Raw genomic sequence first — 23,733 nt, 5'->3', positions numbered from 1 at the left:
GCGTCGGTTGATCTTCAGCGGTCTCCCGAGCCTGCGCCCTGAGGACGCCGCTCGCCGCGCCTGGGTCCGGGCGGCTGCGATGTCACGGAAGCGTCAGAAAACACCGCCACATCCGCGGCGCAGCTTGCGTCGGGACTCGCCGTGCCGGATGCGGGTGGCGCCCTGCGCTCGATCGTGACCGTCCTACTCCCGAGACCCGTCCGTGATCTTCATCCACCAGCCCGCCATCGGCGCCGGATCCACGCAGCTCGAGCGCCGCGTCGTCGACCTTCAGGACACGATTCCGGAGGACACGGTCTGGCTCGACCTGATCCGCCCGAGCCGCGAGGAGGAGCTTAAGGTCGAGGCTTTCGCGGGCATCGAGGTGCCGACGCGCGAGGAGATGAAGGACATCGAGCCCTCGGAGCTGCTCTACGTCGAGGAGGGCGCCCGCTACATGACCGGGCGGGTGCTGTCCAAGGTGAGCGATTCCGATGAGCCGGGACTGGCCGGCATCACCTTCATCCTGCGCGGCAACCGCCTCGTGACCGTGCGCCACGAGGAGCCCCAGGCCTTCCGCATGTACACGCAGCGCGCCGGCCGCTCGATGGGCAACGGCAGCAGCACGTCAGCCTCCGGCGAGACCATCCTGGCCGGCCTGATCGAGGCGGTGATCGACCGGGCCGCGGACGTGCTCCAGCTCCAGGGCGAGCGGATCGACCGCCTCTCGGGCAAGATCTTCGAGGTGCAGGAGGACCCCTCCGCCCGCAACACCGCCCTCCAGGACACGCTGCGGGCGCTGGGCCGGCACGGCGACCTCATCTCCAAGCAGCGCGAGAGCCTCGTCTCGATGGAGCGGATCCTGCTCTCCCTCTCGGCCACCTACCGGACCAACAAGGCCCCGCGCGATCTCCGGGAGGACGTCCGCTCGACCCTGCGGGATCTACAATCCCTGGAGGAGCACGCGACCTTCCTCAACAACAAGATCCAGTTCCTGCTCGACGCGACCCTCGGGCTCGTCAACCTCGAGCAGAACAACATCATCAAGCTGTTCTCGGTCATGGCCGTCGTCTTCATGCCGCCGACCCTGATCGCCTCGATCTACGGCATGAATTTCAAAGCCATCCCGGAACTAGATTTCTCGTTCGGCTACCCGATGGCGCTGGTCATGATGGTCGTAGCCGCCGTATTCCCGTACTTCTTCTTCCGCTGGAAGAAGTGGCTCTAGCCTCAGATGCGGGTCCACAACCGGTAAAGAATTAAGAGTTTCCTGCAAGAACCCCGGAGCCTGACGGCGCGGCGCGGCCGCGAAGACGGAAGCTCCCATGCAATTCTCCCTCAAGACGGTCCTGTCCGGGGCCATCGGCCTGCTTGCGCTCGCGGCCGCCGGGCAGGGCATCGCCAGCGTCGTGACCCTCTCGGAGATCGAGCGGAACGCGACGGCGATCTCGCAGCAGGCCCTCCCCGCGCAGAACGAGGCCGAGGCCATCGGGACGGCCGTCCGGGACGCACGGCTGAGGCTCTACCGGCTCGCGGTGGCCTCGCCCGACGCCAACGCCCTGGACAGGAACCAGACGGCGCTCACCGACACGCTCGGGGCGCTGTCCGGACTGCGCCAAGCCTTTCAGGAGCGCCTGACGGCGCCGCGGGACCGGGCGATCTACGAGCGCTTCACCACGGCGTGGAACGCCTATCAGAACATCCAGCTCCAAGTGGTGGAGCTGATGATCGCGGGCGACCAGCAGGGCGCCCTCGCGCTGGTGCTGGATCCCGCAACGGGCGCGCAGAACGACGCGGCGGTGGCCAGCCTCACCGAGACGATCGCCTCGGCCCGGGCGCAGACGCAGGCCAACGTCGCCGAGACCGCGCAGGAGGCGACGCGCGCCAAACTGATCGCCCTCGCCGCCACCGTGATGGGGCTGGCCGTCGCCGCAGCGGCGATGCTGTTCGCGATCTTCGGGATCGCCCGCCCGATCGAGCGCATGACCGGCGCGATGGGACGGCTGGCCGAGGGTGACGAGTCGGTTGCGGTACCGCATACCGGGCGTCGCGACGAGATCGGCGCGATGGCGGCCGCCGTGCAGGTCTTCAAGGACAATCTGATCCGCAGCCGAGCCCTGGAACGGGAGACCGCGCTGGCCCGCGAGGGCGCCGAGATGCAGCGCCGACGCGCCGTCCACGCGATGGCCGAGTCCTTCGAGGCCGCCGTCGGCGGCGTGCTGGCGCGGGTGTCGGATGCCGCCATCGGCCTGCGCGCCGACGCGGAGGCGATGTCCGACACCGCCACCCACACGGCCGAGCGCGCGGCCACGGTGGCCGGCGCCGCCCAGGAGGCGGCCCAGCATGTCGGCACCGTGGCGGCGGCCGCGGAGGAACTCGGCGCCTCCGTGCAGGAGATCAGCCGCCAGGTGGACGGTTCCGCTGACCTCGCCCGGGGCGCAGTGGTCCAGGCCGGCCAGACCACCGGTCTCGTTCATGAGCTGAGCGCGGCGGCGGGTCGGATCGGGGACGTCGTGCGGCTGATCACCGACATCGCCGGGCAGACGAACCTGCTGGCGCTCAACGCGACCATCGAGGCGGCCCGGGCCGGCGCGGCCGGCAAGGGCTTCGCGGTGGTCGCCGCCGAGGTGAAGCAGCTCGCCACCCAGACCGCCAAGGCCACCGGGGAGATCGCCGACCAGGTCGGTCGCATCCAGGGGGCGACGGGACAGACCGTGGGGGCGATCGACGGCATCGCGGCGCGCATCCGCGAGATCGACGGCGTGGCGACCTCGATTGCGGCGGCCGTCGAGGAGCAAGGCGCCGCTACCCGGGAGATCGCCCGCAACGTCGCCGAGGCGGCGTCCGGCACCGGCGCGGTCACCGGCACGATCGACGCCGTGGCGCAGGCCGCGGACGCCACCGGCACGGCCGCGACGCGGATGCTCGCCTCGGCGGCGAGCCTCTCCGAACAATCCGCCGAGCTGCGCCGGGAGATCGACACGTTCCTGGCGACCGTGCGGGCCGCCTGAGCCGTTCCGGAATGAGGCCGCCGCGGGGTACGCCCCTGTGGCGGCTCGGGGGCCCGCTCGCGGGAGCCGGGCTCAGGCCACCGCGGCGAGGTGCTTCACCTCCGCCTTCGCCGCCACCTTGCCGACCGGCGGCGCCTTGCAGGTCTCGACCTCCGGCACCAGGACCGGCGGCTGCACCCAGCGGCCGGCCTCGAGCTCGGCGATCCGGCCGTTGATCTCGCGGATGACGTAGCGCGAGAATGGGTAGACGTGCAGGTAGAGCACCATGTTGGTGACCACGGCCTCCAGGGCGGCCGGGTTGCGCCGGGCCGTCTCCAAGAACACGCTCCAGAAGTGCTTGGCGAGTTCCGGACGCCGCACGGTCATGCGCCAGCACACGCGCGCCAGCGACCAGAGATCGTGGGCGACGTGGCGCCAGTTGACCTTGTGGGCAGCGAATTTCGGGCGCTTCACCCGGCGCGCCACCACGCGCACCCGATCGAAGAAGTTGACCGGATCGTAGACCTCCTGAAGGACGTCGCGGTAATCGGCCAGCACGTCGCGCTGCGGACGCAGGGTCACGAAGTTGAGCCCCTGGGTGCACTGGTCGCCCTGGTCGGCCGTGGTCAGGGCGTAGTTCTCGTAGAGGCGGCCCTCCTTGCGCAGGCGGCGCGACAGCTGCGTGTTCGGCAGCGCGAACAGCAGGCCGACCATGGCGATCGGGATGCCGGTCTGGCTGATGCAGAGCGACATCGCCTTGGAGATGCTGTCCTTCTCGGTGTCGAAGCCGACGATGAAGCCGGCGGTGACGAACATCCCGTTCTCGTAGAGCTTGTGCACGCTGTCGGCGATCGACCGCTTGGTGTTCTGCTTCTTCTGGGTCTGGATCAGCGTCGCCTCGTCGGGCGTCTCGATCCCGGTGAACAGGGCGAAGAAGTTCGCATCCCGCATCATCCCGAGCAGTTCGTCGTCGTCCGCGAGGTTCAGCGACGCCTCGGTGGAGAACTTGAACGGGTAGCCGTGATCCTCCTGCCACTTGATCAGGTGCGGCAGGAACAGCTTGATCGCCTTCTTGTTGCCGATCAGGTTGTCGTCGACGAAGTCGACATGGCCGCGATAGCCGAGGCCGTGGAGCCGGTCGAGCTCGGCCAGCATCTGCGGCGTGGTCTTGGTCCGCGGCGCGCGGCCGTAGAGCTCGATGATGTCGCAGAACTCGCAGGTGAACGGGCAGCCGCGCGAGAACTGGACGCCGATGTAGAGGTAGTGGCTAAAGGTCAGCAGGTCGAAGCGCGGGATCGGGCTCTTCGTGACGTCGGCCTTGAACTTCTCCGCCGTCAACCGGCCGCGGCGCTCGCCGGCCTCCCAGGCGGCGACGAATTTGTCGAGGATGCCCTCGGCCTCGCCGAGCACGAGGAAGTCGGCCTTGTCGTAGACTTCCGGCGTCGAGGTCGGCGCGGGGCCACCGACGCAGACCGGCGTGCCGAGCGCCACGCATTTGTCGATCACCACGAGGCAGTCCGGCTCCTGGGGCAGCATGCCGCCGGTCATCACGAGGTCGGCCGCCTGGATCTGCGCGTCCGTCAGCTCTTCGCAGTTGCGGTTGACGAGCGTCACCTGCCAGGCCGACGGCAGCATCGCGGCCAGCGTGATCAGGCCGAGCGGGGGCGCGGGCGCGCGGGCGCCCTGCAGCTCCATGGCCTCTTTGAAGTTCCACATGGAGTTTTCGTAGAACTTCGGGAACACCATCAGCACGCGCGGGGCCGTGTTCGCATCCGACATGCCGGGTTCCTTCGTTCTCACAGGCGGCCTGACCCGCGCGAACGCGGATCGGGCAGAAGCGTGACCCCTGACTTGCGGGCGAAATCGGGCGAATTGAGGCCGTCTTTCGCGCCCGCAGCGATCCGGATCGCCGAGGCCGACAGGACGCCCGTCCGAAGGTCGCGAATCAACCCCTCCGGGTCCCGCGGAGAGAAATTCTGTCTGATTGACCGGATGTTGCGCCATTTCGGCGACAGCGCCCGCGGCGCACCATCACGGCCCGACCCGGAAACGCTCCGGCTGCGTGCCGTCAGCGTCGGTGAAGCCGTAGATCCGGGCGAGGTCCCCGGCATGCAGGACCGCACCGGCCCGGGCGGCGACCTCCGGATCGGCCGCCAGCGCGGCGAGCGCCCGGCCGGCGTAGAGCGGCCCCTCGGTGGCGAGCCCGTCCTGCCCTAGGTCCCGCGCCCGCTCGGTGGCGACGAAGCCCGGCGAGAGGCCGAGCGCCGTGACGCCGTGCGGCGCGAGTTCCCGGGCGAAGGCGAGCGCCAGCCGGTTGGTGGCGGCCTTGGCGGAATCGTAGAAGACGTCACCGAGATAATCCTCGGTCCCGAAGGAGACCAGCGCGATCAGCCCCGACCGCGCCGCCACCATAGCCGGCGCGACCGCGCGGGCCAGCAGCAGAGCCGGCAAAGGACCGGCCTCGAGGAAGCCGAGATAGGGTTCCGCGGAGCGGCGCCAGAACGGCGTGCCCCAACCGGCGCCGTCCGGATAGCGCTCGCCGTCGTAGCCCTCGTTGCCGCCCCAGACGGAACAGGCCGCCACGTCGATCCGCCCGAACCGGCGCAAGATCCAGTGGACCAGCGTGTCCGTGGCGCGCTCGGAGCGGTGATCGCAGAGGTAGTGGTGCCCGCGCCCGCCCGCGGCATCGACCATGCGGGCTGTGTCCTCGATCGATTCGGGCCGCAGCTCGGTGCGCGGGCCCGTCTCGCTGGAGCGGGCGGTGACGATCACGGTGGCGCCCGCCTCCCCCAGAGCGCGGGCGAGCCCGCGGCCGACGCCCCGCGAGGCGCCGGCCACGAGGCAGATCTTTTGGGACAGGTCGGGCGTGCTCACGCAGGACCAGGCTTCGACCGCGACAGGAAGGCGGCGAGCCGCTCCTGGGATTCGGGCGAGCGCAGTTGCGCGTCGAAGGCCCTGGCCTCGGCCTCCAGGGCCGCTTCGACCTGGGCCTGATCACCCCGGAGGAGCGCACGGGAGGCTGCCAGCGCACCGCGCGGGAGTGCGGCGAGGCGCGCCGCCTGCGCGATCGCATGCTCCATCAGCATGTCGGCGGGCATGACCGCGTTCACCAGGCCCAGCGCCTGGGCCTCGTCGGCCTCGAGCGGCCGGGACAGGAGGAGCAGCTCGGTGGCCCGGAGCCGACCGACGCGCAGGGGCAGCAGGTAGCTCGACGCCGCCTCGGGCACGAGGCCGAGTTCCACGAAGGGCATGCGCAGCCGCGCCGCCGGGCTGGCATAGACGAGATCGCAATGCAGGCAGAGCGTCGCGCCGATGCCCACCGCGATCCCGTCGACCGCCGCCACCATGGGCGTGCGCGTCCGGGCGAGCTGGCGGATGAACGACAGGGCCGGCGAGTTGCTGAACCCGTCCCCGGCATGCCCCATGAAATCGGCGAGGTCGTTGCCGGCGCTGAACATGCCGGGCTGCCCGGCGAAGACGACGGCGCCGACCTCGTCCGATCCATCGGCCTCGGCAAGCGCCGCGCGCATGGAATCGTACATGGCGCCGGTAAGCGCGTTCTTCTTCTCCGGCCGGTTCAGGGTGATGAGGCGGACGCCCCCTGGACGATCGGTGATCGCGACGGTGTCGGCCATGTCCCGCTCCTCAAACCGCCAGCGCCAGCGCGGCGTCGTCCGTGAAGGCGCCGCCGGCGACCACGCTCTGCTCCAGGCCGGCCGCGGCAACCAAGAGGTTCTCGGCGTAGAACCGGGCCAGCGCGATCCGCGCGGCGTGGGCCGGGTCGGTCTCGCCGGCGGTCCGGGCGGCGCTCGCCGCGAGCGCGCTCCGGGAGAGGCAGGCGCCGCCGAGCGTCAGGCCGAACAGGCGGAGATACGGGCCCGCGCCCGCGAGTGCCGTCTCGGGACGGTTCGAGGCCAGCGTCGCGAGCTGATGACTCGTGGCACGGTCAAGGCTGCCGATCGCGTCCCGCAGTCGCGCCGTCATGTGGCCGAAGGCAGGGTCGCCCGCCTTGAGCAGGCCCTCGGCCGCCCGGCGCATCCAGGCGATCTGCGAGCGGGCAGTGGCGCCGCCGTTCAGCGGCAGCTTGCGGGCGGTGAGATCGATGGCCTGAATGCCGTTGGTGCCCTCGTAGATGCCGAGAATACGCGCGTCGCGCATGAGCTGCGCCGCGCCGGTCTCCTCCACGAAGCCCATGCCGCCATGGACCTGCACGCCCAGCGATGTCACCTCGTTGGCGAGGTCTGTGGAGAACGCCTTGGCCACCGGGGTCAGCAGGGAGGCGCGGTCGAGGGCGGCCTGCCCCTCCAGCGCCTTCGACGCGTCGAGGGCGGCGGCGGTGAGGTAGCAGATCGCGCGAGCCGCCGCCGTGTAGGCCTTCATGGTGAGCAGCATCCGCTGCACGTCCGGATGGGCGACGATGGGGCTCGTCGCCTCCGCAGCCCCCACGGCCTTGCCCTGCCGCCGCTCCTGCGCGTAGGCCAGCGCCCGCTGCGTTGCGGCCTCGGCGACGCCGACCCCCTGAAGGCCGACGCCGAGCCGGGCCGCGTTCATCATCGTGAACATGCAGGCGAGGCCCTTGTGCTCCTGGCCGATCAGCCAGCCGGTCGCCCCGCCCTGGTCGCCGAACGCCATGGAGCAGGTCGGCGAAGCGTGGATGCCGAGCTTGTGCTCGATGCCGGAGCAGCGCAGGTCGTTGCGGGTCCCGTCCGGCAGAACCTTCGGGACCAGGAACAGCGAGATGCCGCGCGTGCCGGCGGGCGCGTCCGGCAGCCGCGCGAGCACGAGGTGGACGATGTTATCGGCGAGATCGTGCTCGCCGTAGGTGATGTAGATCTTGTTGCCGGTGATCCGGTAGGTGCCGTCGCCCGCGGGGACGGCGCGGGTCCGCAGCAGGGCGAGGTCGGAGCCCGCCTGCGGCTCGGTCAGGTTCATGGTGGCGGGCCATTCGCCCGAGACGAGCTTTTCCAGATAGCGCGCCCTGAGGTCGTCGGAGCCGTGGGCCGCCAGAGCCTCGATGCCGCCCTGGGTCAGGAGCGGGCAGAGGCCGAAGGCGAGGTTGGCGCCGTTCCACATCTCGGTGCAGGCGGCCTCGATCAGCTTCGGCAGGCCCTGGCCGCCGTGGTCGGCCTCGGCCGAGAGCCCGTTCCAGCCGCCCTCCGTGAAGGTGCAGTACGCCTCCCGCCAGCCCGGCGGGGTGGTGACGCGCCCGTCCGTGAAGGGCGTGCCGTGCCGGTCGCCGACCCGGTTGAGGGGCGCGATCACCCCGCCGGCGATCCGCCCGGCCTCTGTGAGGATCGCCTCCGCGTCCTCGGGATCGACGGCGTCGAGCCCGACCACATGCCGGAGGGTGAACAGCATCTCCGGAACCGGGGCACGGTAACTCATACGATCCTCCCTCGTCGCGGCCAGCACGGTCATTCGCCGGGCGGGTTTGACCGCGCGCGCGTGCCGGGGCTACGGCGGTTCGAGGATAGGCGGGCGCGCCGCGCGCCGCCATCACCTCGGAGACGGCTTCCCGCATGAATGATCCCGGGTCAACGGTCCCGGCCGCGACCCGGCGGCTCGCCCCCGATGCGTCCGGCCTCGGGGAGGCCGCCGCACTCCTGCGCGCGGGCGGCCTCGTCGCCTTCCCGACCGAGACGGTCTACGGCCTCGGGGCCGATGCCACGAATGACGCCGCCGTGGCGCGGATCTTCGCCGCCAAGGAGCGCCCGCGCTTCAACCCGCTCATCGCGCATCTGCCCGACACGGAGGCCGCCCTGGCGGAAGGCGCTTTCGACGCGCAGGCCCGCCGCCTCGCCGAGGCCTTCTGGCCGGGCCCGCTCACCCTGGTCGTCCCGGCGTGTCCGGGCACGCGCGTCTGCGACCTCGCCCGCGCCGGGCTGGGAAGCGTCGCCCTGCGGGTGCCTGCGCATCCCCTCGCCCGGGATCTGCTGGCCGCCGCCGGCCGACCCGTGGCGGCCCCCTCGGCGAACCGTTCGGGCCGGGTCAGTCCGACCCGGGCGGACCATGTCCTCGACGATCTCGCGGGCCGGATCGCCGCGGTGCTCGATGGCGGCGACACGCCGGTGGGCGTCGAGTCGACTGTTGTGGCCTGCCTCGGCGGGCCGCCGCGCCTGCTGCGTCCGGGCGGCATCACCCGCGCGGCGCTCCGCGCGGTCCTGGGCTCCGATCCGGCGGCGCCCGATCCGGCCGACGCCGACCGGCCGGCCGGGCCAGGCCTGCTCGCCTCGCACTATGCGCCCCGGGCACAGGTCCGGCTCGACGCGACGCACATCGAACCGGGCGAGGCGGCGCTGCTCTTCGGACCGGAACGCCAGCCGGGCCATGACCGGGCCCGCGCCGCGCTGAACCTCAGCCCGTCGGGCGATCTGGCCGAGGCGGCGGCGCGCCTGTTCGGCGCGTTGCGCGACCTCGATGCCGCGGGGACCGCCACCATCGCGGTGGCGCCGATCCCCGCAGAGGGTCTCGGAGAGGCGATCCGCGACCGTCTCGCGCGGGCCGCGGCGCCGCGCTGAGGGCCGAGATTGGGGCGGAGATTTTTTCCGCCACGGCGGAACAGACCCTGGGCCCATCCGTTTATTGATCACAAAGGCCTTCTCAGCCCCCATATGGCCTTTTCCCTTTCAGGCTCGGAGCAATCCGAGCCTTTTTTCTTGGGCCCTCCATCAGGCCAGCTTGGCGGCGATTCCAGCCACGTGGCGGCCCTGGAAGCGGGCGCCCTCCAGCTCGACGGCGCTCGGCTGGCGCGAGCCGTCCCCGTCCGCGATGGTGCTGGCGCCGTAGGGTGTGTTGCCCTTGACCGCCTCGACGCCGGCCTGTCCCTGGAAGCTGTAGGGTAGCCCAACCACGACCATCCCATGGTGGAACAGTACCGTGTGGAAGCTCGTCAGCGTCGTCTCCTGGCCGCCGTGCTGGGAGGCGGTCGAGGTGAAGACCGAGCCGACCTTTCCGACCAGCGCGCCCTTCATCCAGAGTCCGCCCGTCTGGTCGATGAACTGCTTCATCTGCGAGGCCATGTTGCCGTACCGGGTCGGCGTGCCGAAGATGATCGCGTCGTATTGGGGCAGCTCGTCGACGGCAGCGACCGGGGCGGACTGATCGAGCTTGAAGTGATTCTGGCGGGCGATCTCCTCCGGCACCAACTCGGGCACTCGCTTGACGACCACGTCGGCCCCGGCCTCGCGGGCGCCCTCGGCGACGGCGTAGGCCATCTGCTCCACGTGCCCGTAGGTCGAGTAGTACAGCACCAGAACCTTGGCCATGTGCGGATCTCCAAGATGAGTCTTGAACGATGAGGCTTGAACGGCCGGCCGTATCGTCCGGCGGCGCGGTACTCACCCATGGCGTGTTTTGGGTCTTGCAAGAACGCCTTCGGATGCAAGAGTGGTCTTGCATGAATGCAAGGATCGCCGCGTGGCACTCGATTGGGACGCGTTCCGGCTCGTCAAGGCGGTGGCCGACCGGGGCGGCCTCACGGCGGCCGCGGGGGACCTGGGGATCAACCCGTCCACGGCGTTCCGCCGGCTGGGTGCCCTTGAGGCTCATCTCGACGTGCGTCTGTTCGAGCGCCTGCGCACCGGTTACGTGCCGACGGCCGCCGGCCGGGCCATGATCGCGGCGGCCACCCGGATCGAGACGGACGTCACGGATTTCGCGCGCTCTGTGGCAGGCCTGGGCGAGACGCCGTCCGGCGAATTGCGGGTGACCGCCCCCGCCAACTTCGCGACCGACCTGCTCATGCCGATCCTCGTCGCCTTCCGCGCCCGGTATCCGAAGATCCACCTCAACCTGATCCTCGCCGAGGAGGCGCTGAACCTGTCCCGCCGGGATGCCGACGTGGCGATCCGCGCGAGCCGGGATCCGAGCGAGACGCTCGTCGGGCGCCGGCTCAGCGGGATCGCCTGGGCGATCTACGGCCAGGCCGGACGGGATTACGGCGACCTCGCTCAGGAGACCTGGGTCAGCGCCAGCCCGGCCGTGGCGGGCGGGGTGCTCGCGCGCTTCGTGGAGGCGCGGGCCGCGCCCGAGCGGATCGCCCTGCGGATCAACACCGTGACGGGCCTCGACGCGGCCGTGGCCGCAGGCGTCGGGATCGGTCCGCTGCCCTGCTTCGGGGCCGACGCCGACCCGGCGCTGCAGCGCCTGTCGAGCCCGGAACCGGACCTCGGTGTCGGTCTCTGGTTGCTGACGCATCCGGACCTGCGCCACGCGGCACGGGTCCGGGCCTTCATGGAGCATGTCGCCGAGGCGATCGTACCGCTGCGACCGCGCTTCGAGGGCCGCTGAGCCGGCTCAGCGGATCTCGATCAGCTCGACCTCGTGACCATTGACCTCGACCACATCGCCGATGGTCTTGCCGGTGAGGGCGCGGGCCAGCGGCGCCACGTAGGAGATTGAGCCCTTGTGCGGGTCGGCCTCGTCCTCGCCGACGATGCGGAAGGTCTGCCGCGTCTCCTTGCCGGCCTCGTCCTCGCGGATCACCGTGACGGTGGAGCCGAACTGAACGGTGTAGCCCCCTTTCGGCTCCACGAGCTGCGCGGTGTTCTTCCGGGCCGCCCAGTAGCGCAGGTCGCGGCCGATCCGGGAATCCTCGGCCTTGTCGGCGGGATCCAGGGACGCGACCTCCTTCTCCAGACGCGCGACCTCGGCCTCGATCTGGGCCAGGCCCTCCGGAGTCACGAAGTTGGTGTGGGGTGAGATCGGACGGTCGGGAAGGTTCTCGAACGCTTCTCCACCCTCAGGCTCTTTGACGAATGCGACGCTCATGGAGACTGAAACAGGAATGCTTAGGCTTCGGTTCCGGACGCGGCGATGCTATCCGATCTCGACCACGGTCCGCCCCCGCACCTTGCCCGCAAGGATCTCCTCGCCGAGGCGTCCGACCTCCTCCAGGCCGACCTTGCTCGTCATGGCGGCGAGCTTGGCCAAATCGAGATCCCGGGCGAGCCGCGCCCAGGCCTCGCGCCGCTTCTTCTGCGGGGTGGTGACGCTGTTGATGCCGAGCAGCGAGACGCCGCGCAGGATGAAGGGTGCCACCGAGGTCGGCAGGTCCATCCCCTGCGCCAGCCCGCAGGCTGCCACGGCGCCGTCGGCCTTCGTCATGGCGAGCACGTTGGCGAGCGTGGTGGAGCCGACCGCGTCGACTCCCGCCGCCCAGCGTTCCTTGCCCAGCGGTTTGCCGGGCTTCGACAATTCGGCCCTGTCCAGGATCTCGGCAGCCCCGAGCCCCTTCAGGTACTCCGCCTCGCCGTCCCGCCCCGTCGAGGCGATCACGTGCCAGCCCGCCCGCGCCAGCAACGCCACGGCCACCGAGCCGACGCCGCCGGAGGCGCCGGTGACGATCACCGGCCCCTGGTCGGGTGTCACCCCATGGGCGTCGAGGGCCATGCAACACAGCATCGCGGTGTAGCCGGCGGTGCCCACCGCCATGGCCTGCTCCGCCGTGAGCCCCTGGGGCAGCGGCACCAGCCAATCGCCCTTCACGCGGGCGCGCTGCGCGTAGGCGCCGAGATGGGTCTCGCCGACGCCCCAACCGGTCAGAACGACGGCATCGCCCGGCTTGTACTCGGGGTGGTCCGACGACTCGACGATCCCGGAGAAGTCGATGCCCGGGATCATCGGGAAGCGGCGCACCACCGGCGACGTGCCGGTGAGCGCGAGACCGTCCTTGTAGTTCAGGGTCGAGTGCGTCACCCGCACGGTGACGTCGCCGTCCATCAGGTCGGACTCGTCGAAGTCCCGGAAGGCCAGGCTCTGCCCGGCCTCGTTCTTCTCGACCACCCAGGCCTTGAACGTTCCCATCGTCACCTCCCGCATTGCGCGGTGAGGTGTAGCCGGGACGTCCGGAATCAAGACGGCCGGGACCGGATCAGTATCCGTCGTACTGGCTGCCGTACGAGAAGCCGAGGGCGACTCCGACGTCAGACGAACTGGCGCCGGTGATGCCGAGCGCGTCCGGGATCGAGCCGACCAGCGGGCCGCCATACGCGGCCGGGCGGTAGCCGTAGCCAGCTCCGTAACCGCCGACAGGCGCCCAACCGGCGCGCGCCGGCGCCACCAGGACGCGGCGACTCACGCTGGCATATTCCGGCGGAATCGTCTCGGGGATCGACTGCGGCGGGCGCACCAGCACGGTCCGGGTGCGCACCGCGAAGCGCGGCGGCGTCGTCACCCAGCAGCCGATCAGCTCGCCGCCGGGGCCGCGGCTCGTCTGCCAGAACCGGCCGCCGGGCGAGACCATCACGCGCTCCAACACGGTGTCGTAGACCGGCGGGACGGTGCGGTAGACCGTGCGGGGCGGGCGGACCAGTACGTTCTCCTGCACGGTGTCGTAGACCGGCGGCGTCACCACGCGGCGGTAGCATTGGGAGCCGTAGCAGCCGCCGGCTTCAGCCGGTACGGCGAACATCAGGCCCCCGATAGCGGCGGCGAACAATGCGGAGCGAGCGACCGGCGCGGTCATGAGAGTCCTCTGGTACGCGATACAGCGAGACGCTGCGCGAAGGCGGCGCTCGTCTCGACGTACCAGAGGCCAGACTCGTTGCCCGACGCGCAAGCATTATCGGAAATGAAGGTAAAATTAACCCTCGGTTTCGACTGCTTAGACGTCGCCTGCTTAGGTAGAATTCTCAGTTCATTCCACAGACTTCATTGTGAAAGCCGCTCGGCGGCCTGGGATCACGTCTGCCCTGCCTTGAGCTGATAGAAGATGTGGCGCCCGATCACGTCCATCTTGCGCAGGCGGCGAGCCCAGCCGGGCCGTACGTAGTCGGCATGGTAGTGGGTCGCCGCGCCGACCTCGGCGAGGTAGGTGCGTCCCTCGATGACCGAGCGAGCGATGCGGGTCGCGGTCTCCCAGGCGCCGGCATCGGTGATGCGCAGCGACTTGCCCTCGCAGGCGAACGAGAACTGGCAGCCCATGTAGTGGTGCCGGTTCTGGTAGACGACGCCGCAGACGTTGCTCGGGTAGAGGCCACTCTTCACGCGGTTGAGCACCACCTGCGCGACGGCGGCTTGGCCGGCCTCCGGCTCGCTCCGGGCCTCGAAATACACAGCTTCGGACAGGCAGCGCTGCTCCTTGTCGAGGGAGTTCGGGTCGATCAGGTCGGCGTAGCGCCGCCGCGCATCTTCCGGGACCGGCTGGGCACCGTCCGGGCGCTCGGTGCGGATCGCGAAATCGGGCAGGGCGAGGCTCGCCGCCGCGACCTCGACGGGGATCGCGTCCGCGGGTGCCGGGGTGGTGGAGGACAGGGCAACGGCACGCGGCACGGGCGGGGTCGATCCGTCGAAGCGCGCGGGGTCGCCGTCAACGGTGAGATCGGCCGTGCCCTCGCCCGTCGAGGCGGCGGTGCCGGCACCGGTGGTCAGGCCGAGATCGGGCACGGGAACGAAGGCGGCGTCCGGCTCGGAATCCGGATCCCAGACCGCGGAGCCTTGCGTCAGCACACCCGTGACGCTGCCGGTGACGTCGCCGAACACGAGGGCGCCGCCTGCTTCCCGCAGGTTCGCGGCCCGACGGGCGAAGCTCTCCGCGGGCGGCCGGGCCGGATTACCCTTGCCGCTCCGCTGGACCATCGGGAAGACATGCGCGCCGGTTTTGAACACCGCCTGAGGCGGCTCGTCGCCGAGCCGACGCAGGGCCGAGCCGATCAGCAGGGTGCCGGGTGGCAGCGGCGGCACGGTGTCGGCGTCGATCACGCCGAGACGGCTCGATCCGATGGCGTTCTCCGTGCCGGCATCGGCCGTGAACGACACCAGGAGGCCGAGCCCGACCATCCAGGGCGTCATGGCCGCCGAGAGCCAGCGGAGGCTCGATTCCCGTCGTCCCCGTCTCGTGCCCACGACGCCTGACCCGCACTCACGCACCTGACCCGACCCGATCCTCCCCGTTTCCAGGGTGTTTCTGCGGCCGTGCTGGATTTATCGCGCGGTATGGTTGAGTTGCGGTTAAGGTGGCCGACTGCGTGGTGTCTCGATGCGGCTTCGGGTTGAACGCTGCAGTCGACACGTCCCTGTCCGTCATCACGAGCGCAGCGAAGCGACCCAGGGCAGCGGGACGTCAGGACGCGCGGCGCCGCCCTGGCTTGCCTCGCTCCGATCGCAGAGACGGCGCTCACGTCGTCGATGGGAAACGGTCGAACAACGCGAGCCCGGAACGAAAAAGGGCGGCCCGAAGGCCGCCCTCTCTCAACGCAAACCGGCCGGCTGCCTCACTCGGCGGCGGGCGGAAGCTCCTCGACCGGCACCGCGCCGCTCTCGGTCTGCTTCTGCTGCAGGATCATCGCGTCGCGGCGGCGGGCGATGGCGCGGATGTCCGCCACCATCGAGCCGGTGCCGGCCGGGATGAGCGAGCCGACGATGACGTTCTCCTTCAGGCCTTCCAGGGTGTCGACCTTGCCGTTGACCGCCGCCTCCGTGAGGACGCGGGTGGTCTCCTGGAACGAGGCCGCCGAGATGAACGACTTGGTCTGCAGCGACGCCTTGGTGATGCCGAGCAGGACCGGAACGCCCTGGATCGGCTTCTTGCCCTCGGCAAGCAGCTTCTCGTTGAAGTCGGTCAGCTCGGTGCGATCGATCTGGTCACCCGAGAGGATGTCCGAGTCGCCGCCGTCGGTCACCTCGACCTTCTGCAGCATCTGACGGACGATCACCTCGATGTGCTTGTCGTTGATCGACACGCCCTGCAGCCGGTAGACTTCCTGGATCTCGTTGACGAGGTAGGCCGCGAGTTCCTCCACGCCCTTGATCGCCAGGATGTCGTGCGGGGCCGGGTTTCCGTCGACGATGTAGTCGCCGAGTTCCACCACGTCGCCGTCCTGCAGGTGGATGTGCTTGCCCTTCGGGATCAGGTACTCGACCGCCTCCGAGCCGTCGTGCGGCGTCAGCGTGAGCCGGCGCTTGTTCTTGTAGTCGCGGCCGAACGCGATGGTGCCCGACTTCTCGGCGATGATCGCCGCGTCCTTCGGGCGCCGGGCCTCGAACAGCTCCGCCACCCGCGGCAGACCGCCGGTGATGTCGCGGGTCTTGGCCGAGTCGGTCGAGACGCGGGCGAGGATGTCGCCGGCCTTGACCGTCGCGCCGGGGTCGAAGCCGATGATGGCGTCGACCGGCAGGAAGTAGCGGGCGTCCGAGCCGCGGGGCAGCTTGAGCGCCTTGCCGTCCTTGTCGACCACGACCATCGCGGGCTTCAGGTCCGAGGTCCGGGCCGAGCCGCGCCAGTCGACGACCACGCGCTTGGCGATGCCGGTCGACTCGTCGGTGGTCTCGGTCATGGACTGGCCGTCGACCAGATCCTCGTAGGCCACGATGCCGTCGACCTCGGTGAGGATCGGACGGGTGTAGGGATCCCACTCGGCGATCCGCTGCCCGCGCTTGATCTTGTCACCCTCGTCGACGCGGAGCTTGGCGCCGTATTGCAGGCGGTGAACCGCCCGCTCGACCCCGTCGGGCCCGACGATGACCACCGCCACGTTGCGGCCGGTGGCGATCAGGTCCCCGTCCGTGTTCTTGGCGATCGCCCGGTTGCGGATCTTGATCGTGCCCTCGAAGCTCGACTCGATGAACGACGAGTCGGCGATCTGGGCCGCACCACCGATGTGGAACGTGCGCATCGTGAGCTGCGTGCCCGGCTCGCCGATCGACTGCGCCGCGATGACGCCGACGGCCTCGCCCATGTTGACGGGCGTGCCGCGGGCGAGGTCGCGCCCGTAGCAGGTGGCGCAGACGCCGCTCTTGGTGGCGCAGACCAGCACCGAGCGGATCTTCACCTCCTGGATGCCGGCGGCGTTGATCGCCGGCAGGTGCCGCTCCTCGATGGTCTCGCCGGTCTTGACGATCACCGTGCCGTCCGCGGCCACGAGATCCTCCGCTGTGGCGCGGCCGAGGATGCGGGTGGCCAGCGTCGCCACGACCTGGCCGGCATCCACGATGGCGCGCATCTTGATGCCGCTCGTCGTGCCGCAATCCACCTCGCGGATCACCGCGTCCTGGGCCACGTCGACGAGGCGGCGGGTCAGGTAGCCGGAGTTGGCGGTCTTCAGGGCGGTGTCGGCCAGGCCCTTACGGGCACCGTGCGTGGAGTTGAAGTACTCCAGCACGTCCAGGCCTTCCTTGAAGTTCGAGATGATCGGGGTCTCGATAATCTCGCCCGACGGCTTGGCCATGAGGCCGCGCATCGCCGCGAGCTGCTTCATCTGGGCAGGCGAGCCACGGGCACCCGAGTGGCTCATCATGTAGATCGAGTTGACCTGCTTGTCCGCACCCTTGTCGTCCTTCTGGACGGCCGAGATGCGGCCCATCATCTCGGCGGCCAGCTTGTCCGAGCACTTGGCCCAGGCATCGACGACCTTGTTGTACTTCTCGCCCTGGGTGATCAGGCCGTCGTTGTACTGCTGCTCGTAATCCTTCACGAGCGCGCGGGTCGTGTCCACGATCGACCACTTGTTCTCCGGCACGACCATGTCGTCCTTGCCGAACGAGATGCCGGCCTTGAACGCGTGGGTGAAGCCCAGCGCCATGATCCGGTCGCAGAAGATCACCGACTCCTTCTGACCGCAGTGGCGGTAGACGGTGTCGATCATCGCCGAGATCTCCTTCTTGGTCATCAGCTTGTTGACGACGTCGAAGGGCACCTTCCGGTGCTTGGGCAGGGCGCCGGACAGGATCACCCGGCCCGGGGTGGTCTCGTAGGTCTTGGTCAGGGGCTCGCCGTCCGGGCCGATGCCGGTCCAGCGCCACTTGATCTTCGAGTGCAGCGACACGGCCTTGGCGGCCAGGGCATGCTCCAGCTCGCCCATGTCGCCGTAGACGCCCTGCATCGGGTTCTTGGCGTTGCCGGCCTTGAACTCGCCCGGCGCGCCCTCGGCCACGATCGACAGGTAGTAGAGGCCGAGCACGATATCCTGCGACGGCACGATGATCGGCTGACCGTTGGCCGGGTGCAGGATGTTGTTGGTCGACATCATGAGGACGCGCGCTTCCAGCTGCGCCTCGAGCGACAGGGGCACGTGCACGGCCATCTGATCGCCGTCGAAATCGGCGTTGAACGCGGCGCAGACCAGCGGATGCAGCTGGATCGCCTTGCCCTCGATCAGCTTCGGCTCGAACGCCTGGATGCCCAGGCGGTGGAGCGTCGGCGCGCGGTTCAGCATCACCGGGTGCTCGCGGATCACCTCATCGAGGATGTCCCAAACCTCCGGCTTCTCCTTCTCGACGAGCTTCTTGGCCTGCTTGACGGTCGCGGAAAAACCCTTGGCGTCGAGGCGCGCGTAGATGAACGGCTTGAACAGCTCCAGCGCCATCTTCTTGGGCAAGCCACACTGGTGCAGCTTCAGCTCCGGACCGACCACGATGACCGAGCGGCCCGAGTAGTCGACGCGCTTGCCGAGCAGGTTCTGGCGGAACCGGCCCTGCTTGCCCTTCAGCATGTCGGCGAGCGACTTCAGCGGGCGCTTGTTGGCACCCGTGATGACGCGGCCGCGGCGGCCGTTGTCGAACAGCGCGTCGACGGCCTCCTGCAGCATCCGCTTCTCGTTGCGGATGATGATGTCGGGCGCGCGCAGCTCGATCAGCCGCTTCAGGCGGTTGTTACGGTTGATGACGCGGCGGTACAGGTCGTTCAGGTCGGAGGTTGCGAACCGGCCGCCGTCGAGCGGGACCAGCGGGCGCAGGTCCGGCGGGATCACCGGCACGACCGTGAGGATCATCCACTCGGGGCGGTTGCCGGACTGCTGGAACGCCTCGATGATCTTGAGGCGCTTCAGCAGCTTCTTGGGCTTCAGCTCCGAGGTGGTGACGGCGATCTCCTCGCGCAGATCGTTGGCGATCTTGTCGAGGTCGAGTTCCTGCAGGATGCGCCGGATGGCCTCGGCGCCGATCATGGCGGTGAACGAGTCCTCGCCGTACTCCTCCTGGGCGCGCAGGTACTCCTCCTCCGTCAGGAGCTGACGCTCCTTCAGGGGGGTGAGGCCCGGCTCGATGACGCAGTACGACTCGAAGTACAGGATCCGCTCAAGGTCCTTGAGCGCCATGTCGAGCAGCAGGCCGATGCGGCTCGGCAGCGACTTCAGGAACCAGATGTGGGCGACGGGGGCGGCCAGCTCGATGTGGCCCATGCGGTCGCGCCGGACGCGCGCGAGGGTGACCTCGACGCCGCACTTCTCGCAGATGACGCCCTTGTACTTCATGCGCTTGTACTTGCCGCACAAGCACTCGTAGTCCTTGATCGGCCCGAAGATGCGCGCACAGAACAGGCCGTCGCGCTCGGGCTTGAAGGTCCGGTAGTTGATGGTCTCGGGCTTCTTGATCTCGCCGTACGACCAGGAGAGGATCTTCTCCGGGGACGAGATCGAGATCTTGATCTGGTCGAAGCTGACCGGCGTGGCCTGCTGGTTGAAAAGGTTCATGACCTCTTGGTTCATGATCCGCTCCTTGTTGACGCCGGCAGCCCCGCGCCGGGCCACCGCGTCCTGAAAACAATCCGGCGCCGCGCCCCGCGCGGGCGCTGCTCACCGTCGTCGAACCCTGGAAGGCCCCTCCCCTCCCCGCTCGACCGTGGCGGCGGTGCTCCGCCGCCACGGGAGGTTTTTTGCTGGCTTACTCGGCCGCGTCGGCCGGGGGCTCAAGCTGGTCGTTGGCGGCCTTCTTGGAGGACGTCAGCTCGACGTTGAGGCCGAGGGAGCGCATCTCCTTGACGAGCACGTTGAACGACTCGGGGATGCCGGCCTCGAAGGTGTCGTCGCCGCGGACGATCGCCTCGTAGACCTTGGTGCGGCCGGCCACGTCGTCCGACTTCACCGTGAGCATCTCCTGCAGCGTGTAGGCCGCGCCGTAGGCCTCCAGCGCCCAGACCTCCATCTCGCCGAAGCGCTGACCGCCGAACTGCGCCTTGCCGCCCAGCGGCTGCTGGGTGACGAGCGAGTACGGGCCGATCGACCGGGCGTGGATCTTGTCGTCCACGAGGTGGTGCAGCTTCAGCATGTAGATGTAGCCCATCGTCACCTTGCGGTCGAAGGGCTCGCCGGTGCGCCCGTCATAGAGCGTCGACTGCGCCGAGCGGTCGAGACCGGCCATCTCCAGCATCTGCTCGATGTCGGCCTCCTTGGCGCCGTTGAACACCGGAGTGGCCATCGGCACGCCGCGGCGGACGTTGTTGCCGGCCTCGGCCAGCTCCTCGTCCGTCAGGCCGTCGAGCTCGCCGGGGGAGTAGATCGCCTTCATCTCCTCCCGCAGCGGCGCGATGTCCTGCGACTTCAGATAGGCATCCACCGCCTTCGACACCTTGCGACCCAGGCCCGCAGCCGCCCAGCCCAGGTGCGTCTCCAGGATCTGGCCGACATTCATGCGCGAGGGCACGCCCAGCGGGTTGAGCACGATGTCGGCATGCGTCCCGTCCTCCAGGAACGGCATGTCCTCGATCGGCACGATCCGCGACACGACACCCTTGTTGCCGTGACGGCCGGCCATCTTGTCGCCCGGCTGGATCTTGCGCTTCACCGCCACGAAGACCTTGACCATCTTCATGACGCCGGGGGGCAGCTCGTCGCCGCGCTGCAGCTTCTCGACCTTGTCGAGGAAGCGCTGCTCGAGGCGCTTCTTCGACTCGTCGTACTGCTTCTGCATCGCCTCCATCTCGGTCATGAGACGGTCGTCGATGACGGCGAACTGCCACCATTGCGAGCGCGGGTAGTCGTTGATCAGCTCGCGGGTGAGCGTGGTGTCCTTCTTGAAGCCCTTCGGGCCGGCCACCGGCGCCTGACCGATCAGCACGTCCGCGAGGCGGGCGTAGGTGTTGCGGTCGAGGATCGCCTGCTCGTCGTCGCGGTCCTTGGCGAGCCGCTCGATCTCCTCGCGCTCGATCGCCTGGGCGCGCTCGTCCTTGTCGACGCCGTGGCGGTTGAACACGCGGACTTCCACGATGGTGCCGGTGACGCCCGGCGGCACCCGCAGCGAGGTGTCGCGCACGTCCGAGGCCTTCTCGCCGAAGATGGCGCGGAGCAGCTTCTCCTCCGGCGTCATCGGGCTCTCGCCCTTCGGGGTGATCTTGCCGACGAGGATGTCGCCCGCGTTCACCTCGGCGCCGATATAGACGATGCCGGCCTCGTCGAGGTTCTTGAGCGCTTCTTCCGAAACGTTCGGGATGTCGCGGGTGATCTCCTCAGGCCCGAGCTTGGTGTCGCGGGCCATCACCTCGAACTCCTCGATGTGGATCGAGGTGAACACGTCATCCTTCACGATCCGCTCGGAGAGCAGAATCGAGTCCTCGAAGTTGTAGCCGTTCCACGGCATGAACGCGACGAGCACGTTCCGGCCCAGCGCCAGCTCGCCGAACTCGGTCGAGGGTCCGTCGGCGATGATCTCGCCCTTCTTCACGAACTCGCCGACGCGGACCAGAGGCTTCTGCGTGATGCAGGTCGACTGGTTGGAGCGCTGGAACTTCTGCAGCCGGTAGATGTCGACGCCCGGCTTGTTGGCGTCGGCCTCTTCCGTGGCGCGGATGACGATACGGGTGGCGTCCACCTGGTCGATGATGCCGGCGCGGCGGGCCGCGATGGCGGCGCCGGAATCCCGGGCGACCACCGCCTCCATGCCGGTGCCCACGAACGGGGCGTCGGCGCGGACCAGCGGCACCGCCTGGCGCTGCATGTTCGAGCCCATGAGCGCGCGGTTGGCGTCGTCGTTCTCCAGGAACGGGATCAGCGCCGCGGCCACCGAGACGAGCTGCTTCGGCGACACGTCCATAAGGTCGACGCGCTCAGGACCCACGACGATCACCTCGCCGGCCCGGCGGCAGACCACGAGGTCCTCCGTGAGCTTGCGGGCCTCGTCCATCTGTGCGTTCGCCTGGGCGACGTAGTACTTCGCCTCCTCCATGGCGGAGAGGTAGGCGACCTCGTCGGTGACCACGCCGTCGCGCACGCGGCGGAACGGGGTCTCGATGAAGCCGTACTTGTTCACCCGCGCGAAGGTGGCGAGCGAGTTGATCAGGCCGATGTTCGGGCCTTCCGGCGTCTCGATCGGGCAGATGCGGCCGTAGTGGGTCGGGTGCACGTCGCGCACCTCGAAGCCGGCGCGTTCGCGCGTCAGACCGCCCGGGCCAAGCGCCGAGAGGCGGCGCTTGTGCGTCACCTCGGAGAGCGGGTTGGTCTGGTCCATGAACTGCGACAGCTGCGACGAGCCGAAGAACTCGCGCACGGCCGCGGCCGCCGGCTTCGCGTTGATCAGGTCCTGCGGCATGACCGTGTCGATATCGACCTGGCTCATGCGCTCGCGGATGGCGCGCTCCATGCGCAGGAGGCCCAGGCGGTACTGGTTCTCCATGAGCTCGCCCACCGAGCGGACGCGGCGGTTGCCGAGGTGGTCGATGTCGTCGACCTCGCCCTTGCCGTCGCGCAGCTCGACCAGCGCCTTGACCACCGCCAGCATGTCCTCCTTGCGGAGCGTGCGGACCGTGTCGGCGGCGTCGAGGTCGAGCCGCATGTTCATCTTCACGCGGCCGACCGCCGAGAGGTCGTAGCGCTCGGAATCGAAGAACAGCGAGTGGAACATCGCCTCGGCGGTGTCGAGGGTCGGCGGCTCGCCCGGGCGCATGACCCGGTAGATGTCGAACAGCGCGCCTTCGCGGCCGGAATTCTTGTCCACCGCCAGCGTGTTGCGGATGTAGGGACCGACATTGACGTGGTCGATGTCGAGCACCGGCAGCTCGGCGGTGCCGACATCCTCCAGGCTCTTCAGGAGCTTCTCGGTGATCTCCTCGCCGGCCTCGGCCCAGATCTCGCCGGTCTGGGTGTTGACCAGATCCTCGGCGATGTACTGGCCGACGAGATCCTCGTCGGTCGCCTTGAGGAACTTGGTGCCCTTCTCGGTGATCTGGCGGGCGTTGCGGGCGTTGAGCTTCTTGCCGGCCTCCAAGACGACCTCGCCGGAATCGGCGTCGATTAGGTCGACCGTGGCCTTCATGCCCTTCATGCGCTCGGCGTCGAAGGGCACGCGCCAGTCGGCACCGTCGCGGTCGTAGACGACCTTGTTGTAGAAGGTCGACAGGATTTCCTCACCGTCGAGCCCCAGGGCATAGAGCAGCGACGTCGCCGGCAGCTTGCGCTTCCGGTCGATGCGGACGTGCACGATGTCCTTGGCGTCGAACTCGACGTCGAGCCAGGAGCCCCGGTACGGGATGATGCGGGCGGCGAACAGGAGCTTGCCCGACGAATGGGTCTTGCCCTTGTCGTGGTCGAAGAACACGCCCGGCGAGCGGTGCATCTGCGAGACGATGACGCGCTCGGTGCCGTTGACGATGAAGGTGCCGTTCTCCGTCATCAGGGGCATGTCGCCCATGTAGACGTCCTGCTCCTTGATGTCCTTGACCGACTTGGCCTGGGTGTCGGGATCGACGTCGAACACGATGAGGCGCAGGGTGACCTTCAGCGGGGCCGCGAAGGTGATGCCGCGCTGGCGGCACTCGTCGACGTCGTACTTCGGGGCCTCGAAGGTGTAGCGTACGAACTCGAGCAGCGCCGTGGAGGCGAAGTCGGAGATCGGGAACACCGACTTGAACACGCTCTGCAGCCCCTCGTCGGCGCGCCCGCCCTCGGGCTCGTCGACCATCAGGAACTGGTCGTAGGACGCCTTCTGAACCTCGATGAGGTTCGGCATCTCGGCAACTTCCTTGATCTTGCCGAAGAACTTCCGAATGCGCTTGCGACCGACCAGCGTGTTGGCCATGTGACCTCGCTCCTACCCGCGTGCCTCGCGCCCGGGGAAGCGT

General features: G+C 69.2%; 15 protein-coding genes. 4 read left to right on the top strand and 11 right to left on the bottom strand.

Annotated elements, in window-relative coordinates; genetic code table 11:
- Positions 1-202 precede the first annotated feature (202 nt).
- Positions 203-1,207: a magnesium transporter CorA family protein gene (locus tag MMSR116_RS25380; protein ID WP_010686880.1), complete on the top strand. Its 1,005-nt coding sequence runs from the start codon at positions 203-205 to the stop codon at positions 1,205-1,207.
- Positions 1,208-1,304: 97 nt separating this feature from the next.
- Positions 1,305-2,990 (top strand): methyl-accepting chemotaxis protein, encoded by a 1,686-nt coding sequence (locus MMSR116_RS25375; RefSeq protein WP_010686881.1) that lies wholly within the window; start codon positions 1,305-1,307, stop codon positions 2,988-2,990.
- Positions 2,991-3,062: 72 nt separating this feature from the next.
- On the opposite strand, the gene MMSR116_RS25370 is transcribed toward MMSR116_RS25375, so the two are convergent.
- From MMSR116_RS25370 to MMSR116_RS25355, 4 genes are all read right to left on the bottom strand, one after another.
- Positions 3,063-4,748, bottom strand: a complete 1,686-nt coding sequence (locus tag MMSR116_RS25370) for a B12-binding domain-containing radical SAM protein (RefSeq protein ID WP_010686882.1) — start codon at positions 4,746-4,748, stop codon at positions 3,063-3,065.
- 252 nt (positions 4,749-5,000) lie between these two features.
- A complete protein-coding gene (locus MMSR116_RS25365; protein ID WP_010686883.1) occupies positions 5,001-5,807 on the bottom strand; it encodes an SDR family NAD(P)-dependent oxidoreductase in 807 nt (268 codons plus the stop codon).
- Between the two features lie 32 nt (positions 5,808-5,839).
- Positions 5,840-6,604 (bottom strand): enoyl-CoA hydratase-related protein, encoded by a 765-nt coding sequence (locus MMSR116_RS25360; RefSeq protein ID WP_010686884.1) that lies wholly within the window; start codon positions 6,602-6,604, stop codon positions 5,840-5,842.
- Between the two features lie 10 nt (positions 6,605-6,614).
- Positions 6,615-8,354: an acyl-CoA dehydrogenase gene (locus MMSR116_RS25355; RefSeq protein WP_010686885.1), complete on the bottom strand. Its 1,740-nt coding sequence runs from the start codon at positions 8,352-8,354 to the stop codon at positions 6,615-6,617.
- Between the two features lie 134 nt (positions 8,355-8,488).
- On the opposite strand from MMSR116_RS25355, the gene MMSR116_RS25350 reads away from it, so the two are divergent.
- Complete coding sequence (locus tag MMSR116_RS25350) at positions 8,489-9,487, top strand: L-threonylcarbamoyladenylate synthase (RefSeq protein ID WP_010686886.1); 999 nt, start codon at positions 8,489-8,491, stop codon at positions 9,485-9,487.
- Between the two features lie 150 nt (positions 9,488-9,637).
- Here the strand turns inward: MMSR116_RS25350 and wrbA are convergent, their stop codons facing one another.
- On the bottom strand, positions 9,638-10,234 hold the full coding sequence (wrbA, locus tag MMSR116_RS25345) for an NAD(P)H:quinone oxidoreductase (RefSeq protein WP_010686887.1): 597 nt from the start codon (positions 10,232-10,234) through the stop codon (positions 9,638-9,640).
- Between the two features lie 151 nt (positions 10,235-10,385).
- On the opposite strand from wrbA, the gene MMSR116_RS25340 reads away from it, so the two are divergent.
- Positions 10,386-11,258, top strand: coding sequence for a LysR family transcriptional regulator (locus tag MMSR116_RS25340; protein WP_010686888.1), 873 nt, complete (start codon positions 10,386-10,388; stop codon positions 11,256-11,258).
- 6 nt (positions 11,259-11,264) lie between these two features.
- Here MMSR116_RS25340 and greA read toward each other — a convergent pair whose 3' ends face one another.
- The 6 genes from greA to rpoB form a co-directional block, all read right to left on the bottom strand.
- Entirely contained in the window at positions 11,265-11,738 is a 474-nt protein-coding gene (gene greA / locus MMSR116_RS25335) for a transcription elongation factor GreA (protein WP_010686889.1), read from the bottom strand.
- Positions 11,739-11,786: 48 nt separating this feature from the next.
- A complete protein-coding gene (locus MMSR116_RS25330) occupies positions 11,787-12,773 on the bottom strand; it encodes an MDR family oxidoreductase (RefSeq protein ID WP_010686890.1) in 987 nt (328 codons plus the stop codon).
- Positions 12,774-12,840: 67 nt separating this feature from the next.
- Complete coding sequence (locus MMSR116_RS25325) at positions 12,841-13,434, bottom strand: hypothetical protein (RefSeq protein WP_010686891.1); 594 nt, start codon at positions 13,432-13,434, stop codon at positions 12,841-12,843.
- A gap of 215 nt (positions 13,435-13,649) precedes the next feature.
- Positions 13,650-14,747 carry a cell wall hydrolase gene (locus MMSR116_RS25320; protein ID WP_010686892.1) on the bottom strand — a complete coding sequence of 366 codons (1,098 nt, stop codon included), beginning with the start codon at positions 14,745-14,747 and terminating at the stop codon, positions 13,650-13,652.
- 434 nt (positions 14,748-15,181) lie between these two features.
- Positions 15,182-19,390: a DNA-directed RNA polymerase subunit beta' gene (gene rpoC / locus MMSR116_RS25315; RefSeq protein WP_010686893.1), complete on the bottom strand. Its 4,209-nt coding sequence runs from the start codon at positions 19,388-19,390 to the stop codon at positions 15,182-15,184.
- A 175-nt stretch (positions 19,391-19,565) separates the two neighbouring features.
- A complete protein-coding gene (rpoB, locus tag MMSR116_RS25310) occupies positions 19,566-23,690 on the bottom strand; it encodes a DNA-directed RNA polymerase subunit beta (protein WP_010686894.1) in 4,125 nt (1,374 codons plus the stop codon).
- Positions 23,691-23,733: the final 43 nt, after the last annotated feature.

This window comes from Methylobacterium mesophilicum SR1.6/6, assembly GCF_000364445.2.
GTDB classification, from domain to species: Bacteria; Pseudomonadota; Alphaproteobacteria; order Rhizobiales; family Beijerinckiaceae; genus Methylobacterium; species Methylobacterium mesophilicum_A.
This window is presented reverse-complemented; position numbering and strand designations above follow the sequence as displayed.